Genomic DNA, 23,420 nt, shown 5'->3' on the forward strand with positions numbered 1-23,420 from the left:
TTTTCCATACTGTCCTCAGCGATGCCCGTAAACGCGCGGTTGGGTGTAGTGGTCAATCAGCGGCACGGTGATGTTGGCCAGCAAGACGGCGAAGGCGATACCGTCCGGATAACCGCCGTAGGTGCGAATAAGCCACACCAGCAGGCCAATCAGCGCGCCAAAGATCAGGCGGCCTTTCGGCGTGGTGGAAGCCGTCACCGGGTCAGTGGCGATAAAGAACGCGCCCAGCATGGTGGCCCCGGAGAACAGGCCAATCAGCGGCGAGGGGTGAGCCTCTGGTGAGAGTCCCCAGGCAACGCTGGCGCAGAAGGTCAGCATGGCCAGCATGCTCAGCGGGATGTGCCAGCTAATGATTTTGCGCCACATCAGGAACAGGCCGCCGACCAGAAAACCGAAATTGATCCACTGCCAGCCCAGACCTGCCAGAACGCCACCAAACAGCGGCTCGGCCAATACCTGATCGGTGCTGTGGCCGGAGCGCAGTCCGGTTTTAAAGGCGTCCAGCGGCGTCGCCTGAGTAATGCCGTCGACGTTCATCTGCAATTGATAAGCCGTCAGCCCCTGACTGTTATGGCCGCCAAAGATGGTCAGCAGCGTGTCGGTAAAGCCCACAGGGTGATGCTGCAAGGCGCCCGGCGGCATCCAGGTTGTCATCTGCACCGGGAAAGAGATCAGCAGTACTACATAGCCGACCATCGCCGGATTGAAGGGGTTCTGGCCGAGGCCGCCGTACAGCTGTTTGGCGATCACAATGGCGAAAATCGTGCCAATCACCACCATCCACCACGGGCCGAGCGGCGGCAGGCTGACGCCTAGCAGCACGGCGGTGAGCAGCGCGGTGTTATCTCCCAAACGTTTTTTGACCGGCATTTTGCGCAGTTGCAGCACCGCGCCTTCGGTCAGCAGGGCAATCACAATAGCCAGTGCCAGCTGGACCAGCGTGCCGTAACCAAAGAACCAGACCTGCGCCAGCAGGCCGGGAATACAAGCCACCACCACCATCAGCATGATGGCGCTGGTGCTTTGCCGGTTATGGGTGAAAGGAGAACTCGCGATTCTAAAAGCCATTTATTCCTCGTTCGACATAGTCTGAGCAGCCGCTTTACGCGCCTTAACTCGAGCGATCGCAGCAGCCACGGCGGCTTTGCGTGGATCGCTTTCTTGTTGTGTTGGTTCTGATGCAGCCTGTTCAGACGCGTCTTCCTGCGCGGCGGCCTTCTTGGCTTTGGCGCGGGCAATGGCGGCGGCGACGGCCGCTTTACGCTTGTCCTCTACCGACGGTTCAGTCGGTGACGGTGTCACGGAAAGCGTGCTGTCAGTGGCTTCAACCACCACGCCGCTGTTACCGGCTTTCTTAGCTTTCACGCGGGCGATAGCGGCAGCCACCGCGGCTTTACGCGCGGCGTCGTCATCGCTGCTGACTGGAGCAGAAGGCGTGGTGACGGTTTCGGAGGCCACAGGTGTTTCCTGCGTGGCAGCCGCTTTTTTAGCTTTGGCGCGGGCCACGGCGGCAGCGACGGCGGCCTTGCGGGCATCATCGTTGTCGGTTTTTTCGGCGGCTGGAGCAGCAGGAGCAGCTTCTGGTGCTGCAACTTCAGCACCTTCGGCCGCGGCCTTTTTAGCTTTAGCACGAGCAATCGCCGCGGCCAGAGCCGCCTGACGCGGATCGGCTTCCGCCGCTTTCTCTTGAGATGCAGTAGGGACAGGAGCCTCGGCGCTTTTCTCTGCCGTGGCTTTGTCAGCGACTGGGGTATCCAGCTTCACGGCGGCTTTTTGATGTTTCTCTTCGCGCGCCAGCTTCTCGCGCTCCATGCGCGCCTGTTTGGCCTCAAAACGCGCCTTGGCTTCGGTGGCTTTGGCGGTTTCTAAATCGACGGCGCGGATCTCAGCTTTTTCCTGACGGTAGTACTGCACCAGCGGAATATTGCTCGGGCAGACATAGGCGCAGGCACCGCATTCGATGCAGTCGAACAGGTTATGGTTGCGCGCTTTTTCATGCTCCTGCCCCCGGCTGAACCAGTAAAGCTGCTGCGGCAGCAGGCCCGCCGGGCAAGCGTCGGCACACAGGCTACAGCGGATACAGGCTTCTTCCGGCTCGGGCTGGCCCATTTCGCTTTCAGAAGGTGCCAGCAGGCAGTTGGAGATTTTCACTACCGGCACGTCGAGAGATGGCAGGGTGAAGCCCATCAGCGGACCGCCCATAATCACCATCTTCTGTGGGCTTTGGGGGCGCAGCGCGCCTTCAACCATCAGATGAGAAATTGGCATGCCGATACGCGCCCAGACGTTGCCCGGCTTTTCCATCGCTTCGCCGGTCAGCGTCACCACGCGCTCAATCAACGGCTCGCCGTCGATAATGGCGCGCTTGATGGCGAATACCGTGCCGACGTTTTGCATCAACACGCCGATATGCGAGGAGTGATGGCCTTTCGGCACTTCGAGTCCGGTCAAAATCTTAGTGAGCTGCTTGGCACCGCCGGAAGGGTATTTGGTCGGCACTACGCGCAGCTCGAACTTCACGCCGTCAGCTTGTTCAGCTTTAATCGCCTGCTTCAGGGCGCTAATGGCTTCGGGCTTATTGTCTTCAATGCCAATCAGCACGCGCTCTGGCTTAAGCATGTGGCAGAGAATGCGCGTGCCTTCGAGGATCTCAGCCGCGTGTTCTTGCATCAGCCGGTCATCGGCGGTGATGTAAGGCTCGCACTCGGCGGCATTGAGGATCAGCGTGCGGGTAGAGGTCAGTCCGCCCTGAAGCTTGCTGGCAGTAGGGAAACCCGCGCCGCCCAGCCCGGCTATACCGGCCTGATGGATACGCGCATTCAACTCGGCGGCGTCCAATTGGCGATAATCAGTGACAACGTCACGCTCGCACCAACGGTCTTCTCCGTCGGCAGAAATCAGGATGCACAGCTCTTTCAGGCCCGACGGATGGGCGGTGATGTGTGGCTCGATGGCGGTAATAACGCCAGAGGTCGGGGCGTGAACCGGCACGGTGCGGCCGCGACCGGTGGTCAGCGGCTGGCCTTTTAATACCCGATCACCGGATTTCACGCACAGCTCGCCCTCAGGGCCGAGGTGCTGTTGCAGAGGAATAATATAGCGCTCGGACAGCGGCACGCGGCGCAGGGGCACGTGGCTCGACTGGGTCTTCATTTCTGGCGGATGGATGCCGCCGTCGAAGTCCCACAGTTTGTCTTTCTTGAGCGCAGAAAACAGATTAAACATGGCGTTCCGCTTACTCCGCATGAATGACTTGCACCGGAATGGATTTCATATCCCATTTCCAGTTTGCGGTGGTGGTTTTAATCGGCAGCATTTCAATGCAGTCCGTCGGACAAGGCGCGACGCACAGATCGCAGCCGGTACATAAATCGGTGATCACAGTGTGGACGGCGCGGGTCGCGCCGACGATGGCGTCAACCGGGCAGGCCTGAATGCACTTGGTGCAGCCGATGCAGTTGCTTTCGTCGATATAGGCTACGGAGCGCACGGGCACGGCTGGCGCGGCGTCATCGCCCAGTGGCTGCGGCTCAACGTTCAGCAGGGCAGCCAGTTTCAGCATCACGGCTTCACCGCCGGGGACGCATTTGTTGATGTTGTCACCGTTGGCGACGGCCTCGGCGTAAGGCTTACAGCCCGGATAACCGCACTGTGCGCACTGGCTTTGCGGCAGAATATCGTCAATCTGATCGACAACCGGATTGCCTTCAACGGCAAAACGGCGCGACGCATAGCCCAGCAGCAGCCCGAAAACCAGTGCCAACGCCGTGAGCGCGCCAATCGCAACCCATAATTCAAACATTAGAATTTCACCAGACCGGTAAAGCCCATAAAGGCCAGAGACATCAAACCGGCGGTGACCAGTGCAATTGAAGAGCCTTTAAAGGGCGCGGGGACATCCGCCACCACCAGGCGTTCGCGGATAGCGGCAAACAGCACCATCACCAGTGAGAAGCCAAGAGACGCGGCGAAGCCGTACAGCGCGGACTGCATGAAGTTGTGCGCCTGGTTGATGTTCAGCAGCGCCACGCCCAGTACCGCGCAGTTGGTGGTGATCAGCGGCAGGAAGATGCCGAGCAGGCGATAAAGCGACGGACTGGTTTTGCGCACCACCATTTCGGTGAACTGCACCACCACGGCGATCACCAAAATGAAGGCCATGGTGCGTAGATAGACCAGCCCCAAAGGCATTAATACGAAGGTGTTTACGATCCACGAGCAGATATTCGACAACGTGATAACGAATGTTGTGGCCAATCCCATGCCGATCGCGGATTCCAGCTTTTTCGACACGCCCATGAACGGGCAGAGGCCGAGAAACTTAACCAAAACAAAGTTGTTCACCAGTACGGTACCGACGAACAGTAACAAGTATGAAGTCATAACATTGCCTGAAGATTACTGTTAATTACTGTAGAGAGATCCGCGCATGATGGGCAGGCGCGACAACCGCTAAAGCTAAAAATATTGTCTGAAATAACCTCTCCACAGACAACGGAGTCATTGTAGGGTTATTCCGTGAACGTCTCTTTAACGCGACGAGAACGTTTGAAATAGGGCACTAATAGCGCCGCTGGCAGCAGTGACAGCAACAGATTGCGCACCGCCATATCGTCATTGATTGGCGAAAACGCGAAGGCTTTGATAGCCAGCAGCACGGTACACAGCAGCCAGATGGTGAATACCTTCGGCACCACTCGGCGACGTTTACAGAACTGCATCAGCAGCACGATGGTAAAGGCACCCATGGCCAGCGCAGTCACTACGGAGAAATACCATTGCAAAGTAAAGGCTTGCGAATTAGTTATCAGATATTCGCGCGACTCGGGCACAAACAGCGCCATCGAGAACAGGACCAAGGTCAGCGCGACGCTCAACAGCGTAACAATCAGATAAGCCAGAGGAGCGAGTAACCAGCCGCCAATGCGTTTATATTCCGTTTCACGGGAGATCGGTTGTTGAGACATAATCAGCCTTTAGTTACTTGGAATGCCGAATAAACGGGCAATAGAGCCTTATTCAAGGCGCAGAAGTTTACCCTGAGATGTAAACCAGCTCTATCGTATTCATGTGATTGATACCCGAGAGCCTGAGGGATGAGCAATATTGGTTAATCCCTGACAATCAAATGACGCGAAAACGTTCAACAACCGACGCCATAAAAAACGCCTGAGCTTGCTCAGGCGTTATTGTTTGCGGGGAAGGCAAATATCATCAGTGCAGGGGAACAAAAATCTCGGTGGCGACCACCACCACAATCAGGCCCGCCAGTACCGGCACCGAGGTGCGCTTCACTACTTCAAATGGCGAGATTTTTGCCATACCCGCCACGGCGACCACCACGCCGGAAACCGGGGAGATGGTGCGGCCAAGGTTTGAGGCTTGCAGCATCGGTATCACCAAATACTCTGGATTGATGCCCATTTTGGTGGCCAGTTTCGGGATCAGCTCGACGAAAGCGTAAAACGACGCGTTGCCCGAGCCGGTGGTCATCGCCGCCAGCACCGTGATGATCACCAACACCAGCATCATCACCAGCCCGCCGGAACCTACATTTTGCGCCAAACCAATCAGGCTGCTGATAAAGCCCACGGTGCTTAAGCCTTGGGCGAATACCCCGGCGGCGACCAGCAGCATCACCACGTTGGCGAAAGCGTCCGCCATGCCGCGATAGGCGACGTCCAGCCCGGCGAATACGGCTTTGCCGCTACGATTGCGGAAGGTTTCGATAATCGCCGTCAGCGCCATGCAGATAACCAAAATGGTGATGATGTGCAGGTTCGGCCCCCATTTGCCGTCGAATACCAGCACGCCGACAATCGGGGTAAATGGCAGGATGGCGTAAAACCAAGGGGCATTGGTTTCCACGGTGGTGACGGGTGTTTCTTCAATAATCTGCGCCGTGCCGGCTTCGCGTTTGTCGAGGAAACGCTGCCAGAAGAAGTGGGCAATCGCCATCACCACGATGGCGGCGATAGAGATTGGCAGGGTGACTTTAAAAGCGAAATCGACCAGCGGCATGTTGGAAGCTTGCGCGGCCAGCACCACGTCGCCGGAGGTTGGCGAGAGAATGATCGCCGCCGGAGAGGCGCAGATGGCGGCTGCGGCACCGCGACTGATGCCGACGTTGACCATGATCGGGAACAGGGTTGCCATCAGCAGCACGCCAAGGCCGGTGGCCGAAGAGACGGCGAGCGACATCAGGCAAGCCAGAATATAGGCCGCCACCATCAGGATATAGGGGGAGTTGATCATCTGTAGCGGGCGCGAAGCCAGGCGCACCACCACGTCGTTGGCACCGATGTGGGTCATGTAAGCCGCAAAGCCGCATAGCATCATGATCATCATGCCGAGGTCGCCGCCGCGACTCATCAGCAGGATTTTGACATATTCGACGATATCGGTGCTGTTCCAGCCGGTGGATTTAGTGCCTTCCGGCAACACGTTGTGGCCCATTAGGGCGCTGATGATTAACAGCAGCAGCCCGCCCACCATGAGCACGCCGGTGGGCGAATAGCCTTTAATAATGTAGCGGCCTACGATAACGGTTATCACTAGCCCTATAAGCAAGTCCCACATAGATTCAGATCCCCAGAAATAAGAAATAATGATGCATAAATAACGACATGGATAAGCACTGTGCACAATCTGGGCACATAGCGTCTATGATGTTTATCAAGGTAATCATCCATGTTGTGAATAAAAACACCGGGTGATTTGTTTGTTACGAAGGAGATGAAGATGTCTGAAACGCTGCGCGTTGGGCTAGTCGGTTACGGCTTTGCCAGTAAAACTTTTCATTCCCCGCTGATTGCCGGTACGCCGGGCCTTGAGCTGGCAGTGGTCTCCAGCAGTGACGCCAGCAAAGTGCAGGCGGACTGGCCTTCGGTGCAGGTGGTGGATAGCCCGGAGAAAATCTTCGCCGATGCGACTATTGATCTGGTGGTGATCCCAACCCCCAATGCCACCCATTTCCCGCTGGCCCAGCAGGCGCTGGAGGCCGGGAAGCACGTGATTGTCGACAAGCCTTTTACCGTCACGCTGGGCGAGGCGCGCTCGCTGAACATTCTGGCGCAGGAGAAAGGCAAGGTGCTGTCGGTGTTCCACAACCGCCGCTGGGACTCGGATTTCCTCACCGTGCAGGCCTTAATCAATGAAGGGACGCTGGGGGAGATTGTCTATTTCGAATCCCATTACGATCGTCTCAAACCCCAGGTGCAGCAGCGCTGGCGGGAGAATGACGAGCTGGGCAGCGGCATTTGGTATGACTTAGGTTCACACCTGCTGGATCAGGCTTTGCGGCTGTTTGGCCTGCCGGACACCATCCAGTCCGATTTGGCCGTAGTCAGGCCGGGCGGCAAGGCGGTGGATTACTTCAACACCACGCTGACCTACGGCCGCCGCCGCGTGGTGCTGCACAGCACGGTGTACGCCTCGGCCGAGACGGCGCGCTTTATCGTGCAGGGGGAAAAGGGCAGTTTTGTGAAGTATGGCCTCGACACGCAGGAAGAGTGCCTGAAAGCCGGGCAGCGCCCGCCGCAGGCCAAGTGGGGAGAAGATCCGCGCGACGGCGTGCTGACACTGAGCTATGAAGGCGTGCTGGCGGATAAGCCTCTGCCCACCTTGCCCGGCGATTATCCGGCTTACTATGCCGGAGTGCGCGACGCTATTCTCGGGCTGGGGGAAAATCCGGTTCCGGCCAGCGATGCTATTCGCGTGATGGAGTTGATTGAGCTAGGTATTCACTCTTCCCATCAGCAAGCCACCTTGAAAGTACCGAAAAGTTGAGCGACATTGATGACTTAGACGCCGCGCATTGCGGCGATTTTTTTGCAAGGAACTCTACATGTCTTGGTTACAGCGACTGCGTATTGATAAATTTCTGCTGATTTTGGTCAGCGTGGTGGTCATCGCGTCATTCTTTCCCTGCGAAGGGATCTACAAAACGATTTTTGAACACCTGACCACCGCCGCCATTGCGCTGCTGTTCTTTATGCACGGCGCCAAGCTGTCGCGTGAAGCGATCATGGCCGGGATCAGTCACTGGAAGCTGCATCTGGTGGTGTTTCTCAGCACCTTTGCGCTGTTCCCGCTGCTCGGTTTAGGGATGAAATGGCTGGTGCCGCTGGGTATTTTAACCCCGACGCTGTACTACGGTTTCCTCTATCTCTGCGCGCTGCCTGCCACCGTGCAGTCTGCCATTGCTTACACTTCGGTGGCGGGCGGTAACATCGCGGCAGCTATCTGTAGTGCTTCTGCGTCGAGCATTCTCGGCGTGTTCCTCTCGCCGGTACTGGTTGGCCTGCTGATGCACACGCAGGGCGGCAGCAGCAACACCTTGCACGCCATTGGCTCGATTGTGCTGCAACTGATGGTGCCGTTTATTATTGGTCACCTGTGCCGCCCGCTGATTGCCGGCTGGGTACAGCGCCATAAGAAAATCGTCAATATCACTGACCGTTCTTCGATTCTGCTGGTGGTGTATGTCGCCTTCAGTGAAGCCGTGGTCGAGGGGATTTGGAGCCAAATCGACGGCTGGTCGCTGCTGGCGATTCTCGGTTGCTCATTGGTATTGCTGGCGATTGTGCTGATCATCAATACGCTGGTAGCGCGCTGGCTGAGCTTCAGCACTAAAGATGAAATCACCATTGTGTTCTGCGGCTCGAAGAAGAGTCTGGCGAACGGCATCCCGATGGCCAACGTGCTGTTCCCAGCCTCGGCGGTGGGCGCAATGGTGCTGCCGCTGATGATTTTCCACCAGGTTCAGCTGATGGTCTGCGCGGTATTGGCTCAGCGTTACGCTAAGAAAGTGGCGAAAGAAGACGTCGAGCGGGAAGGCAGTAAAGCGGCTTTAGAGCAGTAAAAATGTCAGTTAGAAAGAGGGGATGAGGCGTTTGCCGCCTCATCCCCGTCTCATTAGGCTTTCACTTTGGCGCGAATCGCCTCTTTCTCAGCCTCGCTGAGGAAGGCCATGGTCAAACCATTCTCCTGCGCCTGACGGATTTCATCGGACGTCAGTCCTGCTGCCGGAGCCGCAACGCGGTATTCGTGCTCAATCTCAATCCCCTGAACCGCCGGGTCATCGGTGTTAATTGACGCCAGAACGCCGTGACGCAGGAAGGTCGCCAGCGGGTGGCTGTCGAGCGCCGCCACGGTGCTGGTTTGGATATTCGACGTCAGGCAGGACTCGATACCAATCTGGTGCTTGGCTAAGAAGTCCATCAGCTCTGGATCTTCCGCCGCTTTCACGCCGTGACCGATACGCTCTGCGCCCAGCTCGCGAATCGCCTGCCAGATGCTCTCCGGACCTGCCGCTTCGCCCGCGTGGACGGTAATGCGCCAGCCCGCGTCGCGCGCACGGTTAAAGTGGCTGAGGAACAGGCTGCCGGGGAAGCCCAGCTCGTCACCGGCTAAGTCCAGCGCGGTGATGCCGTCGCGGTGGGCCAGAAGGCCATCCAGCTCTTGCAGACAGGCTTCTTCACCGAAGGTGCGGCTGAGAATACCAATCAGGCGCACGTCAATGTCATGCTCCTGACGACCACGACGGATACCGTCAATCACGGCTTCAACCACGCCCGCCACTGGCAGGTTGTGGGTCATCGCCATGTAATAAGGAGAGAAACGCAGCTCGGCGTAGTGCAGGCCCGCATTGGCGGCGTCGGCGACGTTTTCCTGCGCCACGCGGCGGCAGGCATCGAGATCGCCGAGCACTTTCACGCCCCAGTCGAGTTTCTGTAAGAAGCTGACCAAATCTGGCTCAGTCTTGGTTACCTGAACGTGGGGACGCAGTGCGTCAAGCTCGGTAGCGGGCAGAGTAAGATTAAATTGGCGACCTAAGTCGAGGATGGTTTGAGCGCGAATATTGCCATCAAGGTGGCGATGAATGTCAGTCAGAGGGAGGCGTGTATCAATCATAGGGTGCACTCATTATCGTTTGAAAAGTGCGGGGCATTATAACCGTTAGGAGGGATTTGTGAAATTTTGTTGCGCAACAAAGTGAGAAATAGGCACTTTGTTGCGCGTAAATAGTGCAAAACGGAAGGATTGCAGTGGTTTACGCCTTAAGGGCGCGGATCCCAGCGATTAACTTCGCCACGCCCATTTCGACTTTGGCGCGCGGGCAGCCGACGTTCAAACGCAAGAAACCTTCGCCTTCCGCGCCATAGGTGTAACCCGGCATGATGGCGACTTTCTGGTTATCTATCAGTTCGCGCTGCAAGGCTTTGTCATCCAGCTTCAGCGGGCGCAGGTCAATCCACGCCAGATAGGTCGATTGCGGCGGCTGCCAGTTTAGCTCCTCAAAGGCCGCATTCAGGGTGTCAGCGACATAGTGCAGGTTGCCTTCCAGATAGCCGCGCAGCGCGTCGAGCCAGACGTCGCCCTGGCGATAGGCCGTGACGTGAGCCAGTACGGCTAACACCGCCGGGGAGGAGAGGCCGTCGCAGGCTTTCAACTGATACAGGTAGGCGTCGCGCTGCGCCGGGTCGCTAATCAAGCCATAAGCCCCGGTCAGGGCCGGAATGTTGAAGCTTTTCGAGCCGGAGGTCAGCAGCGCCCACTGGCCGGTTGCCACTTCATTCCACGGCGTATGGCAGTTATTTCCCCAAATCATATCCATGTGAATTTCATCACTGATCACGCGCACATTGTGGCGCTGGCACAGCTCGGCAATCAGCGTCAGCTCGGCTCTGCTCCATACTTTACCGGTTGGGTTGTGCGGGCTGCACAGCAGCAGCAGGGTGCAATCCGGCGCGGCCAGCTGTTGCTCAAGCAAATCGCTATTGAGCAGCCAGTCGTTGCCCTGTTTCTCCAGCGGGCAGGCGATAAGCTTGCGCTGATTGCCGTCAATCACCTTGAAGAAGGCGTCATAGGCGGGAGTGAAGGTCAGAATGCCGTCGCCCGGCTGGGTCCACTGGCGAATCAGCTGCGCGACCATGTAAATCACCGAAGGGCCGTAGACCACCATGTTGCGGTCAATCTGGCTGTTAAAACGCTGCTGGTACCAATGCTCAATCGCGCTCAGAAAGTCATCATGCTGCCAGCGGCTATAGCCCAGTACGCCGTGCTGTAGGCGTTTTTGCAGCGCCTCGAGGATGCAGGGCGCGGTGGCAAAATCCATGTCGGAGATGGTGAACGGCAGCAAGTCAGCACTGCCAAAACGGTCAGCGACGTAATCCCACTGGGTACACCAGGTGCCGTGGCGGTCAACCGGGGTGGAGAAATCAAAAAGGCTTGTGGACATTTTCGCTCCCTGAAATCGGGTCATTCTAGAAGGTGAAAAGGGCGACCTGACGTCGCCCTGTAAGCTTGGATGATTATATGGTGGCCGGTTCCGGCGCGGCGCTATTTTTCGCGTCGCGGATCAGCCAGTCGAGTTCATCTTTCACTGACTGAACCTGCGGGCCGATCACCACTTGCAGGTTGTGCTCGTTGAGATGCACCACGCCGATAGCGCGATTGGCTTTCAGCGTCGCATCGTCAACCAGCGACATATCATGCACTGACATGCGCAGGCGGGTGATGCAGTTGTCGAGCGAGACAATGTTGTCCGCGCCGCCCAGCGCGCTAAGGATCACCGGCACGTTGTAGCCCGATTTACTGTTAGAGGCCACTGGCGCTGCGCTTGGCATAGATTCCGATTCACGGCCCGGCGTTTTGATATTAAAGCGCAGGATAGAGAAGCGGAAAATCGCGTAGTAAGCGGCGAACCAGATAGCTGCCACCACCGGCACCAGATACCACTTGGTGGCCGTACCGTGCAGGATACCAAACACTACGAAGTCGATGATGTTGCCGTCGGTGTTACCGATGGTCACGCCCAGCACGGACATAATGGTGAAGCCCAGACCGGTCAAAATAGCGTGGATGATGTAGAGCACTGGCGCGACAAACAGGAACAGGAACTCGATTGGCTCTGTAGTCCCACCGACCACGCAAGCCACCACGCCGGAAATCAACAAGCCTTTAATTTTATGACGGTTTTCAGGTTTAGCGCAGTGGTACATTGCCAACGCCGCACCCGGCAAGCCGCCGAGGAAGGCTGGCATTTTACCTTGAGACAGGAATTGGGTGGCGCTTTCAGAGAAGCCGTGGGTGGTCGGGCAAGAGAGCTGGGCTTGGAAGATAGTCAGCGCGCCGCTCACTTCACGACCACAAACGTCCATGGTGCCGCCCGCTTCGGTAAAGCGAATCAGGGCAACCAGAATGTGGTGCAGGCCAAACGGCAGTAACAGACGTTCGCCGGAACCGAAAATCATCGGCCCAAAGATACCGGCGTCGTGGATCAGGCGACCCAAACCGTTAATCCCGGCAGCAAAGAACGGCCAAATCAGAGGAATGACCAGACCAACCAGACCTAATACTACGGTCGTGACAATAGGTACAAAACGGGTACCGCCGAAGAACGCTAGCGCATCCGGCAGGCGGATAGTGTTGTAACGCTCATGCAGCACATAGACGATTACGCCGACAATTACCGCGCCAAGAATACCGGTATCGATAGACTGGATGCCGAGGATCATCTGGATGTTGTTGGCTTTGAGGATCAGCGGGTCCACCGTCGGCAGCACGCCGCTGGCGGTCAGGTAGAAGTTAGTCGCCAGATTCAACACGGCGTAACCCACAAAGCCGGAGAACGCCGCGACGCCTTTATTTTCACGCGCCATACCAAGTGGAATGGCAATTGCAAACATCACTGGCAGGAAGCTGAAGGCGAACGAACCGACTTTGCTCATCCACGTGAAGATCAGTTGCAGGATGGGATTACCTAAAGCCGGTAACAGGGTGGTGACATCATTGCTGCTTAATGAGCTACCGATCCCCAGCATAATGCCGCAGAAGGAGAGCAAGGCTACTGGCAACATGAAGGTTTTACCTAAACTTTGGAAAAACTCCCAAAGCGTGACGCGTTGTCTTTTATTGGCTGGCATACTTATTCCCCTGAAGCGAAAAAATGAACCGGATTAATCTTATGGCGGATAAGATAAAACGTTTTACCTAAATAAATCGTGCTTTGGTTCACATTACTCACGCATGCCCGCAAGATAAGCTTAGCGGCAGATTAAACGTTTAACCTAAAGTTGATTTATTCAGCATGCGGCGGGTGATGCAATAAACCCGCCACTCATGGAGTTTTAATGAAAGAAGTCACAGGATGAGCCAGAAAAAAGTCACCATAATTGATGTTGCCCAGCATGCAGGCACGTCCGTGACCACTGTTTCACTGGTGCTTAGTGGTAAAGGGCGTATCTCTCCAGCCACCGCCGAGCGGGTGAATCAGGCCGTCGAGCAGTTGGGGTTTGTGCGTAATCGGCAAGCCAGTACGCTACGCGGCGGGGAATCCGGCGTGGTGGGGCTGATCGTGCGTGATATCTGCGAGCCTTTCTATGCCGAGATGACCGCCGGTCTGAGCGAGATGTTTGAAGCTCAGGGTAAGGTGTTGTTTTTATTGCAAAGTGGTTCGTCAGGCAAAGGCTTAGCGCGCTGCTTCGAGACGCTGTTGACCCACGGCGTTGACGGCATAGTGATTGCTGGTGGAGAGCACGCCCCGGCAGGACTGAAGGAGAAAGCCTGCGAGCAGGGCGTGCCGCTGATTTGCGCCTCGCGCGCCAGCGGCATCGACGGGGTTGATTTAGTGCGACCCGACAATATGCTGGCGGCAAAAATGGCGACGGAATATTTAATTAAACGCGGCCATAAGCAGATTGCTTATCTCGGCGGGCTAAGTGACTCGCTCACCCGCGCGGAGCGTTTGGGCGGCTTTTGCGCCACGCTGGTGCAATACGGGTTGCCATTTCGCAGCGAATGGATCATCGAGTGTGACTATCAGCAGAAGTGCGCCGCCGACGCCGCCGAGACGTTATTGCGCCACTATCCCAAGATCAGCGCCATCGTCTGCCATAAGTCGTCGGTCGCCATGGGAGCCTATTTCGGCGTGATGCGCACCGGCAATCTCATCGGTGGCGGCGCGGTAGATAACTTCTTCCAGCAGCAAATCGCGTTAATCGCCATGGAAGATGCCCCGGAGGCTGAACTCACCGAACCCCCGTTAACCTCCATCGCCAGCTCTGCCCGCGAGATAGGCCACGCCGCCGCTCGAAGATTGCTGCAGAGAATAGGGGGCCAGAACCTCGAAACGCAGAATATTATTGTGGCACCGGGGTTGATCGAGAGGGCCTCAGCGTAAGTGTTTTCAATTGCATCTTTAAATTTAAGGTCAAGGTCGTGGGCACCGGCCCACACCGGCAAGGGGGCGGCCAGTCGCCGCCGCCCCCTTGACCCCCGGGCTTTTAACTGCGCGCTGTCGCTAGCTTGGCGGACGTGTTTCAGGGGCTTCAGTTCTCCACCGCAAAATGTCGCCGCTTAGGCGGTGCCTTCGCTTCAGACTTACTCGGCCTCTGGCCTCGCCCTTCGGGTCGTTGCTTTGCAACGCTGTCTCGCTTCGCTCGGCTCGAGCCTTGGGTCTCGAACCGTTCGCTCAGCGCCATTTTTGAGCGCGGTTTTGAGGCTTTTCAACCGTGCCATTTCAGTGAGTTTTGCCTTACTCCCTCACCCTTATAAGTGGTAGGAGCAAAGCAAGTCAAACCACCTGAAACGGCACGGTGTAAATGCCAGTAGGTCGCGTTCAGAAGTGACGCCGAGGGAGTGGTTCGAGACCTTAGGCTCGAAGCCCGAACTGAGGGAACCGCCTAAGCGGCGACACTTCGCGGCAAACACCATGGCCGCTGAAACACGTCCATTCCGACCCTGCGCAGCCTCGATCTCACAACAAAAAAACGCAGGGTTCCAAGGGAGGCGCGTTTACGCCTCCCTTGGTCGGTGTGGGCCGACGCCCACGACCTTGACCTTGAAGTTGATTTAAAAAGATGCAATTGAATTAAAAGATACAATAAAAAAAGCCCACCAAAGTGGGCTTTTCACTAAACAAACGCAATTATTACGGTGTATTAGGCGCTACAGGGGCAACTGGTGGAGCCAGCGGGGAGGCTGCTGGAGCCTGGGTTTGTGGCTGAACCGCGTTGCCGCCGAAGATCCCAAACAGACCGGCGAACTCTTGCAGGGTCATCTTCTGGCCGTTCAAATCAACCTGATTGTCGGCGTAGTGGAAGCTGCTGGAGATAGCGTCGTCTTTCAGCGTGGTGATCTTGAACATCTGACCCATAGCTGCCAGACCTTGAACCTGCTGTTTAGCCAGTTTCTCTGCGTCATCGCCGGTATAACCTTCGATTTTCGCCGTCTGGGTGGTCAGCTCGGTGGCCATTGCCAGTGGAATGTTCAGTTTCGCGTCAAGCTTGCTCACCAACTGGGAAATCAGCTGATCTTCAGACTGTGCCTGAGAACCGGCCGCCGGATCTTTCAGATCTAATTGCAAGGTGAAAGTACTTTCACCTTTGCTGTTTTTCCAGCTCAGCGGGTCGATGCTGATGCTTGGGTTGCCTTTCAACAACAGTGGCAGGTTAGCGGCTAACAGCTCGGTCGCCTGCTGCTGGTAGACAGCCGGGTCAATATCGCCAGCCTGTGACAGCAACTGCTGTGACTGCTGGTTGTAGCTGTCGGAGAAGGCTTTCAGCGCGGCGGCGTCCAGTTTGTCGATTTTCACCGTCAACTTACCTGAGCCAAAATCGGTATTCTGAATCTTCAGCGCATCAATGGTGTAATCCTGCTGACCTTTGATATTGCTGCCTTCTTCGCTGAATTTACTGACCAGCTTGAAGTTATCCAAAGAAGCCGCGTCTTTGCCATCAACATTGACAGCCACTTGCTTAATGGTCAGGTTTTGATCGCCGATGCCCACTTTAGACGCGCCCTGATTGGTGTCGCTATCCAAAGAGAAGCCGTTCAGGGTCACTTTTTCTTGCTGGCCGAACTGGTTCTGAGAAGTGATGGCGATACTGTCGCTCTTCGCATCCAACTTCATCTTGGTCAGCTCTTTATCCACTGCGACATTGATGTCCGCGCCGCCGAACTGCAACTTGCTGTTGTTCTTATCGTAATCAACCGGGATGAAGTTGATTGCTGAAGAGCTGTCGCCGTTATAGGAAACGCGCGTATCGGCCGTCACCAGAGACTTGCCCTTAGTCACGTCAAACAGCGGTTTCAGCGTGGCGGTGTTTTCCAGTTCGCTGTGCACTGACGCCATGCTTGGGATCAGATTGAATTTTTTCAGCTGAGCTGCCGGGAAGGGACCGTGATCGATAGTTTCGATAAAGGAGATTTCATCACCGGTTTTCAGCGCGCTGGTGCCAGCAGCGGCGGCCGCGGCATCAGGTTTCAGAATGATGCGCACCTGGCTGCTGAACAACCCACGGTGGTAGTCTTGATAGGAGACGTTAACCCCGGCTTTTGGGAAAGAGGATTGGATCTGGCTATTCGCGTTGGTCGCCACTTCAGCCATATGTTGTTCAATCATTTTGCCCGTATACCACGAGACGCCTGTCCAGGCCGCGCCAAGTACCACAATGACGCTTACAGCGACTAACGATTTTTTCATAGTTCTGTTCATCCTTAGATAATGTCCCGAAATAAAAAACGCCTTACGGCGCGATTTATTGTGGTGTAAGTGGGGCGTCAATGGCAAATTTTTCACAAAAATGAAGCATTTCGCCTCAACACCCACTTATATTTACTGCTTGATTACATCACGTTCAGCATCAAAGCTTATTAAACACGCGTGCAATTCGGCCGTTGCCGCTCACTTCAACCGGCGATTCGCTGGCGGAAAGATAACCAGATTCCCCCGGCTTCAGCACCAGCGTCTCTTCACCTTTTTCCAACACCGTTTGACCTTCAATACAGAAGATAATCGCCGCGCTGTTTTGCGCCAGCGTTTGTGGCTCAGGTGACAAGCTGTGAATCGAGAAAGCAAAGTCTTCGACCGGGATCGGGAAGCTCAGCTCAGCGCCTTTTTCCACCGGCGAGGTTAAAAGCTCCCCAGCAGGTTTAGCAGTGAATTTCAGATTGTCCAGCAGCTCGGCGATATCAATGTATTTCGGCGTCAAACCTGCGCGTAACACGTTGTCCGAGTTCGCCATGACTTCCAGCGCCACGCCGTTGAGATAGGCGTGCGGCGTTTCGGCATACAGGAACATGCCTTCGCCCGGCTTGAGAGTGATGACATTGAGCAGCAGAGGGGAGAACAGGCCGCTGTCGTCCGGATAGAATTCGCTGATACTGCGGATGGTGTCCCAAGGCTGGCCTTTCTGGTTATTCAGTGCCGATTTCAACACGCCCAGCGCCAGAGACTTTGCCTCGCCTTCAAGGCTCAGCAGGCTGGCGAACAGGGTGCGCAGATGCTCTACATCGGGGTGCGTCAGGAATTCAGCAATATGCGGGTTAGCGCCAGAAACCGGCTGCAACAGCGACACAATTTCACGCAGCTCGCGGAAACCATTCATCGCCTGGAAAGGCGTCAAGGCATAGACCAGCTCAGGCTTATGGTTGGCGTCTTTATAGTTACGTTCGGCGGCATCAATCGGGATACCGGCGGCGTTCTCTTTGGCAAAGCCACACTCCGCCGCACGCTTGCTTGGGTGAACCTGAATGGACAGCGGCTGATCGGCGCAAAGCACTTTAAACAGGAAAGGCAGCTCGCCGAAACGCGCGGCGACTTTCGCCCCCAGCTCTTGCTCCAGGTTGGCGCTAATTTGGCTGCGCAGGGCGATTTCCTGACCGTCGCTTCCTTTAACGTAGGAGCTGCTTTTTGGGTGAGCACCCATCCAAAGTTCAGCCATCGGCTTACCTTCAGGATTGGCAATGCCATAAAGGTGGGTTAATGCGTCGGTGCTGCCCCAGGCGTAGTTTTGTACACCGTTGTTCATTTTTTGCATATTTCGTCCTGAAATCCCCGTTATGCAGGGGATGATGTGAAGAAAATTACTGTGGCGTAGTAAACAATGAGCGCGGGCGGTTAAGCAACTCCTGATGATGAAAAAGTGCTGTAAATGCGAGAAATTATCAATTAGCGATTCTGAAACGCGATGCCTGACCTATACTCGACGAGTCGCCTAAAGAAGATCTGCGTGGCAGTTCCTGGCGGTAAACCTTTGCAAAGCATAAATATTAAATTTCACCAGAAACGTAATTAGGAGAAATATTATGGCGGCAACACGCACTGAAAAGGACTCAATGGGGCCTATCGATGTACCGGCTGATAAACTCTGGGGGGCACAGACTCAGCGCTCTCTCGAGCACTTCCGTATTTCCTCCGAAAAGATGCCTGAGGCACTGATCCACGCACTGGCGCAGACCAAACGCGCAGCGGCCAGCGTCAATCTGGATTTGGGCCTGCTGCCGAAAGAGCGCGCTGATGCGATCATTGCCGCCGCCGACGAAGTGCTGGCTGGCAAGCATCCTACCGAATTCCCGCTGGCTATCTGGCAGACAGGTTCCGGCACCCAAACCAACATGAACATGAATGAAGTGCTGGCTAACCGGGCAAGCGAGATCCTCGGCGGCGAGCGTGGAGAAGGGCGCAAGGTTCACCCGAACGATGATGTGAACAAGAGCCAAAGCTCGAATGACGTCTTCCCGACGGCGATGCACGTCGCCGCCGTCATTGAGCTGCGCGAAACGCTGCTGCCCGAGTTGAAAGAGCTGCACAAGACGCTGGCGGCGAAATCCGAAGCTTTCAAAGATATCGTCAAGATTGGCCGTACCCACCTGCAAGACGCCACGCCGCTGACGCTCGGCCAAGAGATCTCTGGCTGGGTGGCAATGCTGGCCCACAGCATGGTGCATATCGAAGCCAGTATCCCGCACATTGCAGAATTAGCCTTGGGCGGCACGGCGGTTGGTACAGGGTTGAACACCCATCCTGAGTACGCGGTGCGCGTCGCCAAAGCCTTGGCCGAAGAGACTAAACAGCCGTTCGTCACCGCGCCGAATAAGTTTGAAGCGCTGGCGACCTGCGACGCTCTGGTGCAAGGCCACGGCGCGTTGAAAGGCTTGGCGGCGTCGCTGATGAAAATCGCCAATGATGTGCGTTGGTTGTCTTCCGGCCCGCGCTGCGGCATAGGCGAGATTTCCATCCCTGAAAATGAGCCGGGCAGCTCCATCATGCCGGGTAAAGTGAACCCAACCCAGTGCGAAGCCATGACCATGCTGTGCGCACAGGTGCTGGGTAACGACGTGGCGATCAACATCGGCGGCGCGTCGGGCAACTTCGAGCTGAACGTCTTCCGACCAATGGTCATTCACAACTTCCTGCAATCCATTCGCCTGCTGGCCGACGGCATGCGCGGCTTTAACGAGCACTGCGCCGTAGGCATCGAACCCGTCCGCGACCGTATTACCCAGCTACTCAACGAGTCGCTGATGCTGGTTACCGCGCTCAACACCCATATCGGTTACGACAAAGCGGCTGAAATCGCCAAAAAAGCGCACAAAGAGGGGCTAACCTTGAAAGGCTCTGCGCTGAAACTGGGTTATTTGACCGAAGCCGAGTTCGACGAGTGGGTTAAGCCGGAGGATATGGTGGGGAGCATGAAGTAGGTTGTAAACTTGGGGCAGTTTTGGGGCCCCTTTTTAAATTCAACTTCAAATTCAAGGTCGTGGGCGTCGGCCCACACCGACCAAGGGAGGCGTAAACGCGCCTCCCTTGGAACCCTGCGTTTTTTCTTTTGTGAGATCGAGGCTGCGCAGGGTTGGAATGGACGTGTTTCAGGCACTTTAGTGATCGTCGCGAAATGCCGCCGCTTAGGCGGTTCCCTCGCTGCGGGATTCCAACCCGCGTAAAATAACACGCGGTTTTCCACCTCTTGCTCGGCGTCACTTCTGAACGCGACTTACAGGCTTCTCAACCGTGCCTTTTCAGTGGGTTTGACTTTGCTCCCTCTCATTTTTAAGGAGAGGGCTGGGGTGAGGTTTGCTGCAACCGAACTGTTCCAGTAATTTTTTCTCAGGTTTGGTTTTTGCTCCTCCCCCTGAAAAGGGAGAGGCTGGGAGGGGGTATTGCAGCAAACTCAGCTCTCAACAACTTGATCAGCCGACCAATCCGTATATAAATGCAGCCGCTTTATTAGCAAGTTCAGCGACTGCGCTTCGGGCTTATATTTGTGCTTCACGGCACTCACATCGTAATCATGCAGCTCGCCAAGCTTGGGCACTTGCACATTGGGTGACTTCAAACAGAGGGCGATGAGGGGCAGTGGGCAGGGGTGCTGAACTTGCTTCTGGCTATTGCGATACCACACGCGGGCGATGGGCTGGACCTTTACCGGGCGCTTAATCTTCAAAATAGCATGTTCCGGAATGCGCTTTACGTCATTGATTTCACGAGTGACGTTATCCATCCACTGCTCACGGCTGTAAGGCGGCACCGAGCGACCGGCTTTCAGGCTTTTGTCTAACTGGGCCAGAACATCATCGCGGCTGACATTCTTGATGATGTGCTTATTCGCCCAACCGAAGCGCACTGAATCCGGGTCATTCAAATAAGAAATGGTGCGGTAGGCATTCAAGGTAATCAGACCGCGCAGGTGAGTGTGCACAAATTCAAAACGCTGCTCGCGGGCAAGACCGGATTCCACGGTAACAATATGTTCCAGCTCGGCTTTCAGCTTATTCACTTCCTCTATCAACAGCAGGGCGGCCTGATGTTCTGCAGCATCAACGGCATAGCACAGCACGCCGGGCAGGCGGACGGCGGACTTACTGCTAACATTCTCCCCCTGATGGTGAATAAACAGATTCTGGAAATGCTGCAGCGCCAGCTGCTGCGCGGCTTCACCGACGTAAGGCGTCACCTGAATACGGTCGGCAGGGTTGTGCTCCTCGCCTTTGGCGATCTCCGGCAGGCTGAAAACCCGCGCCTGGATAAGCTCCAACTGCTTTAACAAACGGCTGAGATCGCCAAGTGCCAGTTCTAACTCATTGAAACAACTGTTCATTCGCCCAATTAGGTCGTAATTCGCCATACCGCCTCCATTTAGTTACAACATACAATATAGTCGAAAACTAAAAAGGTGCATAACTCATCTTCTGTGTCGTTTTTAAGATTGGGGAAATTTTGTCTGGCAGAAAGAAAAGGGCGCGGACGCCCTTAGATTGAGGAAGTTACTTAACAGCGACTTGTCTAGATTCGGCGAGATGCATCAGACGTAAACCGACCAGCACGGCGACGGCAAGCATCAGGCAGATAAAGGTGGTGATGCCATTCCAGCCGAAGCTGTGCCAGAAATATCCGCCCAAGGTCCCGGCCACGCTGGAACCGGCGTAGTAGGAGAATAAATAGAGTGATGAAGCCTGACCTTTGGCGCGGCGCGCGCGGCGGCCGATCCAGCCACTGGCAACCGAGTGGGCCGCGAAGAACCCGCCGGTGAACAGCACCATGCCGATGAAAATGCTCCAGACAGCGGGCAAAGCGGTGATCAGAATGCCGACCAGCATCAGGCCGATTGACCCTAGCAGGACAGGGCCGCGACCATAAACCCCGGTCAACGCGCCCGCTTTCGGTGAGCTATAGGTTCCCATCAAGTACACCACTGACAGCACGCCAACCACCGCCTGACTCAGATGATAAGGGGTGCCGAGCAGGCGATAACCAATGTAGTTAAACATGGTCACGAAGCTACCCATGATCAGAAAACCTTCGAGGAACAGCAGCGGCAGGCCGCTATCGCGCCAATGCAGTTTGAAATTGATCGCCAGTTTGCGAGGCTTCAGCGAGCTGGCCCTAAAGTGTTTGGAAGGGGGCAGAATGCGCCAGAACATGATGGCGGAGCACAACGCAAACACCCCAATCACCGCTACTGCCACCCGCCAGGAGAAGAAATCGGTCAAGACGCCGGTCACCAGTCGGCCACTCATGCCGCCAATAGAGTTACCGCTGATATACAGGCCCATCGAAAAAGCCACCACGCTCGGGTGAATCTCTTCGCTTAAATAGGTCATGGCGACGGCGGCCACGCCGCTGAGGGAGAGGCCAATCAGTGCCCGCATCACCAAGATGCCGTTCCAGCTCTGCATAAAGGCACAAATCAGGGTACATCCTGCGGCAAGCATCAGCGCCACCACCATCACCGATTTACGCCCCACGGCATCAGACACCGGGCCAGTGAACAACAGGCCAATGGCCATTAATCCGGTTGAAGCCGACAAAGACAGGCTGCTGGCCGCCGGTGACACACCAAACTCTTGCGATAACACGGGCAAAATCGGCTGAACGCAGTAGAGAAGGGCAAAAGTTGCCAGACCGGCGGAGAACAGCGCCAGCGTCACGCGGATAAACTGCGGCGTACCACGTTTAATAAAAGGTGTTTTGCTTAAAGGAGTGGTCGGCGTGGCGGGCATTAAGTCGTCATCGTTAACTGAGAGCCGATCTTCATTGGGAGTGGCGGTTTTTCGCCCTGCGATGTTCACTGAGTTTCCTTAGCGAGAGCCAAATTAATACAAAAAAGATGTAAAAATTTTATCAGTGGGACATCTTTTGTCTAATATATTAATCTCTGTTGATTAAGACGTTAAACCTCTCAATGGCTAATTATGAATAACATTGAACTTCGCCATTTACGCTATTTTATTGCTGTTGCCGACGAGCTGCATTTTGGCCGCGCGGCGGAGCGCCTGCATATTTCGCAACCGCCGCTAAGTCAGCAGATTCAATCACTTGAAGCCACGATTGGGGCTAAGCTGCTTAATCGCAATAATCGGAATGTCAGCCTGACCCAAGCCGGTGAGGCGTTCTTAAAAGAGGCGCGCCAGATCATCAGCCGGGTGCAAGACGCTTCGCTGCAAGCGTCGAAAATCCATCAGGGGATTGCCGGGAATTTGCGGCTGGGCTTGACCTCTTCCGCGCCGTTTCTGCGTCGCGTTCAGCGCACCATTCAACGCTTTCACCTGCAATATCCCGAAGTGAACATTCGGATCGAAGAGATGAACAGCACCCAGCAAATCGAACCATTATTAGAAGGAAGGATCGACCTTGGGATCATGCGTAATCGCCAACTGCCGGAGGTTTTGCACCATCAACTGCTGCTCTCCGAGTCGCTGGTAGCCGTGGTGCATGAGGACAATCCGCTGGTGAACCTTCCTGAAGGTGAGCTGACTTTTCAGCACCTGGCTGACCAGCCTTTTGTGTTTTTCTCCAAGGATTCGGGAACATCGATGTATGACGATATTCGCGCCTTGCTCGGTTCCCACGGCATCACGCCCTTTATTACTCAGGAAGTGGGCGAGCCGTTAACCATTATTGGTCTGGTGTCGGCGGGGCTGGGCGTGTCGATTTTACCTGCGGCTTATTTGCGCATTCAGGTGGACGGCGTGCGCTATTTGCGTTTCGGCAAGCAGCAGGGAAACACGCAGGTTTGGATGGTCAATCACCGTCATCGCGAGCTCAGTGCGCCAGCGACCGCTTTTATGAAACTTATGATGCAGGATAAAAATCCGTGAAACCGCTGTTTTTACAGTCAATTCTTAAAGGGTTT

General features: G+C 55.6%; 18 protein-coding genes and 1 other RNA gene. 5 read left to right on the forward strand and 14 right to left on the reverse strand.

Annotated elements, in window-relative coordinates:
* Positions 1–15 precede the first annotated feature (15 nt).
* From rsxD to dcuC, 6 genes are all read right to left on the reverse strand, one after another.
* Entirely contained in the window at positions 16–1,068 is a 1,053-nt protein-coding gene (gene rsxD / locus ACT3RT_RS13125) for an electron transport complex subunit RsxD (RefSeq protein ID WP_353501997.1), read from the reverse strand.
* Positions 1,069–3,225, reverse strand: coding sequence for an electron transport complex subunit RsxC (gene rsxC / locus ACT3RT_RS13130; protein ID WP_496203097.1), 2,157 nt, complete (start codon positions 3,223–3,225; stop codon positions 1,069–1,071). It abuts the gene before it with no gap.
* Between the two features lie 10 nt (positions 3,226–3,235).
* Positions 3,236–3,802, reverse strand: a complete 567-nt coding sequence (gene rsxB / locus ACT3RT_RS13135; protein ID WP_496203098.1) for an electron transport complex subunit RsxB — start codon at positions 3,800–3,802, stop codon at positions 3,236–3,238.
* Entirely contained in the window at positions 3,802–4,383 is a 582-nt protein-coding gene (gene rsxA, locus ACT3RT_RS13140; RefSeq protein ID WP_034790318.1) for an electron transport complex subunit RsxA, read from the reverse strand. Before rsxA ends, rsxB begins: the two co-directional genes overlap by 1 nt.
* Before the next feature lie 128 nt (positions 4,384–4,511).
* Entirely contained in the window at positions 4,512–4,967 is a 456-nt protein-coding gene (locus tag ACT3RT_RS13145; RefSeq protein ID WP_353502000.1) for a DUF2569 domain-containing protein, read from the reverse strand.
* 247 nt (positions 4,968–5,214) lie between these two features.
* A complete protein-coding gene (gene dcuC / locus ACT3RT_RS13150; RefSeq protein WP_353502001.1) occupies positions 5,215–6,579 on the reverse strand; it encodes an anaerobic C4-dicarboxylate transporter DcuC in 1,365 nt (454 codons plus the stop codon).
* Between the two features lie 162 nt (positions 6,580–6,741).
* Here dcuC and ACT3RT_RS13155 point away from each other — a divergent pair, with 162 nt between their 5' ends.
* On the forward strand, positions 6,742–7,788 hold the full coding sequence (locus ACT3RT_RS13155) for an oxidoreductase (RefSeq protein ID WP_496203099.1): 1,047 nt from the start codon (positions 6,742–6,744) through the stop codon (positions 7,786–7,788).
* Positions 7,789–7,846: 58 nt separating this feature from the next.
* Positions 7,847–8,863: a bile acid:sodium symporter family protein gene (locus tag ACT3RT_RS13160; protein ID WP_486031020.1), complete on the forward strand. Its 1,017-nt coding sequence runs from the start codon at positions 7,847–7,849 to the stop codon at positions 8,861–8,863.
* Between the two features lie 53 nt (positions 8,864–8,916).
* Here the strand turns inward: ACT3RT_RS13160 and add are convergent, their stop codons facing one another.
* The 3 genes from add to malX form a co-directional block, all read right to left on the reverse strand.
* A complete protein-coding gene (gene add / locus ACT3RT_RS13165; protein WP_353502004.1) occupies positions 8,917–9,915 on the reverse strand; it encodes an adenosine deaminase in 999 nt (332 codons plus the stop codon).
* 139 nt (positions 9,916–10,054) lie between these two features.
* Positions 10,055–11,242 (reverse strand): MalY/PatB family protein, encoded by a 1,188-nt coding sequence (locus ACT3RT_RS13170; protein ID WP_496203100.1) that lies wholly within the window; start codon positions 11,240–11,242, stop codon positions 10,055–10,057.
* A gap of 73 nt (positions 11,243–11,315) precedes the next feature.
* Complete coding sequence (gene malX / locus ACT3RT_RS13175) at positions 11,316–12,929, reverse strand: maltose/glucose-specific PTS transporter subunit IIBC (protein ID WP_353502006.1); 1,614 nt, start codon at positions 12,927–12,929, stop codon at positions 11,316–11,318.
* 224 nt (positions 12,930–13,153) lie between these two features.
* Here malX and malI point away from each other — a divergent pair, with 224 nt between their 5' ends.
* Positions 13,154–14,185, forward strand: coding sequence for a Mal regulon transcriptional regulator MalI (gene malI / locus ACT3RT_RS13180; RefSeq protein WP_353502007.1), 1,032 nt, complete (start codon positions 13,154–13,156; stop codon positions 14,183–14,185).
* Positions 14,186–14,386: 201 nt separating this feature from the next.
* On the opposite strand, the gene ACT3RT_RS13185 is transcribed toward malI, so the two are convergent.
* The 3 genes from ACT3RT_RS13185 to manA form a co-directional block, all read right to left on the reverse strand.
* Positions 14,387–14,468, reverse strand: a non-coding RNA gene (locus tag ACT3RT_RS13185) — RtT sRNA.
* 467 nt (positions 14,469–14,935) lie between these two features.
* The gene (locus ACT3RT_RS13190; RefSeq protein WP_353502008.1) at positions 14,936–16,489 is read right to left on the reverse strand and encodes a YdgA family protein; all 1,554 of its coding nucleotides are present in this window, start codon (positions 16,487–16,489) and stop codon (positions 14,936–14,938) included.
* Between the two features lie 160 nt (positions 16,490–16,649).
* Entirely contained in the window at positions 16,650–17,825 is a 1,176-nt protein-coding gene (gene manA / locus ACT3RT_RS13195) for a mannose-6-phosphate isomerase (protein ID WP_353502009.1), read from the reverse strand.
* Positions 17,826–18,093: 268 nt separating this feature from the next.
* On the opposite strand from manA, the gene fumC reads away from it, so the two are divergent.
* Positions 18,094–19,488, forward strand: a complete 1,395-nt coding sequence (gene fumC / locus ACT3RT_RS13200; RefSeq protein ID WP_353502010.1) for a class II fumarate hydratase — start codon at positions 18,094–18,096, stop codon at positions 19,486–19,488.
* A 470-nt stretch (positions 19,489–19,958) separates the two neighbouring features.
* Here fumC and tus read toward each other — a convergent pair whose 3' ends face one another.
* Both tus and ACT3RT_RS13210 read right to left on the reverse strand, forming a co-directional pair.
* Positions 19,959–20,912, reverse strand: a complete 954-nt coding sequence (tus, locus tag ACT3RT_RS13205) for a DNA replication terminus site-binding protein (protein WP_353502011.1) — start codon at positions 20,910–20,912, stop codon at positions 19,959–19,961.
* 139 nt (positions 20,913–21,051) lie between these two features.
* A complete protein-coding gene (locus ACT3RT_RS13210; protein WP_496203224.1) occupies positions 21,052–22,287 on the reverse strand; it encodes an MFS transporter in 1,236 nt (411 codons plus the stop codon).
* Positions 22,288–22,479: 192 nt separating this feature from the next.
* Between ACT3RT_RS13210 and ACT3RT_RS13215 the strand changes: the two genes are divergently transcribed.
* Positions 22,480–23,385, forward strand: a complete 906-nt coding sequence (locus ACT3RT_RS13215; RefSeq protein ID WP_485900448.1) for a LysR family transcriptional regulator — start codon at positions 22,480–22,482, stop codon at positions 23,383–23,385.
* The last annotated feature ends 35 nt before the right edge of the window (positions 23,386–23,420 follow it).

Source organism: Ewingella sp. AOP9-I1-14 (assembly GCF_052375995.1).
Lineage (GTDB): Bacteria > Pseudomonadota > Gammaproteobacteria > Enterobacterales > Enterobacteriaceae > Ewingella > Ewingella allii.

What these genes read in the sequence shown, in the direction of transcription:
- rsxD (WP_353501997.1), bottom strand. Translation starts at nt 1,068, where the DNA reads ATGGCTTTTAGAATCGCGAGTTCTCCTTTCACCCATAACCGGCAAAGC.
- rsxC (WP_496203097.1), bottom strand. Translation starts at nt 3,225, where the DNA reads ATGTTTAATCTGTTTTCTGCGCTCAAGAAAGACAAACTGTGGGACTTC.
- rsxB (WP_496203098.1), bottom strand. Translation starts at nt 3,802, where the DNA reads ATGTTTGAATTATGGGTTGCGATTGGCGCGCTCACGGCGTTGGCACTG.
- rsxA (WP_034790318.1), bottom strand. Translation starts at nt 4,383, where the DNA reads ATGACTTCATACTTGTTACTGTTCGTCGGTACCGTACTGGTGAACAAC.
- ACT3RT_RS13145 (WP_353502000.1), bottom strand. Translation starts at nt 4,967, where the DNA reads ATGTCTCAACAACCGATCTCCCGTGAAACGGAATATAAACGCATTGGC.
- dcuC (WP_353502001.1), bottom strand. Translation starts at nt 6,579, where the DNA reads ATGTGGGACTTGCTTATAGGGCTAGTGATAACCGTTATCGTAGGCCGC.
- ACT3RT_RS13155 (WP_496203099.1), top strand. Translation starts at nt 6,742, where the DNA reads ATGTCTGAAACGCTGCGCGTTGGGCTAGTCGGTTACGGCTTTGCCAGT.
- ACT3RT_RS13160 (WP_486031020.1), top strand. Translation starts at nt 7,847, where the DNA reads ATGTCTTGGTTACAGCGACTGCGTATTGATAAATTTCTGCTGATTTTG.
- add (WP_353502004.1), bottom strand. Translation starts at nt 9,915, where the DNA reads ATGATTGATACACGCCTCCCTCTGACTGACATTCATCGCCACCTTGAT.
- ACT3RT_RS13170 (WP_496203100.1), bottom strand. Translation starts at nt 11,242, where the DNA reads ATGTCCACAAGCCTTTTTGATTTCTCCACCCCGGTTGACCGCCACGGC.
- malX (WP_353502006.1), bottom strand. Translation starts at nt 12,929, where the DNA reads ATGCCAGCCAATAAAAGACAACGCGTCACGCTTTGGGAGTTTTTCCAA.
- malI (WP_353502007.1), top strand. Translation starts at nt 13,154, where the DNA reads ATGAGCCAGAAAAAAGTCACCATAATTGATGTTGCCCAGCATGCAGGC.
- ACT3RT_RS13190 (WP_353502008.1), bottom strand. Translation starts at nt 16,489, where the DNA reads ATGAAAAAATCGTTAGTCGCTGTAAGCGTCATTGTGGTACTTGGCGCG.
- manA (WP_353502009.1), bottom strand. Translation starts at nt 17,825, where the DNA reads ATGCAAAAAATGAACAACGGTGTACAAAACTACGCCTGGGGCAGCACC.
- fumC (WP_353502010.1), top strand. Translation starts at nt 18,094, where the DNA reads ATGGCGGCAACACGCACTGAAAAGGACTCAATGGGGCCTATCGATGTA.
- tus (WP_353502011.1), bottom strand. Translation starts at nt 20,912, where the DNA reads ATGGCGAATTACGACCTAATTGGGCGAATGAACAGTTGTTTCAATGAG.
- ACT3RT_RS13210 (WP_496203224.1), bottom strand. Translation starts at nt 22,287, where the DNA reads ATGCCCGCCACGCCGACCACTCCTTTAAGCAAAACACCTTTTATTAAA.
- ACT3RT_RS13215 (WP_485900448.1), top strand. Translation starts at nt 22,480, where the DNA reads ATGAATAACATTGAACTTCGCCATTTACGCTATTTTATTGCTGTTGCC.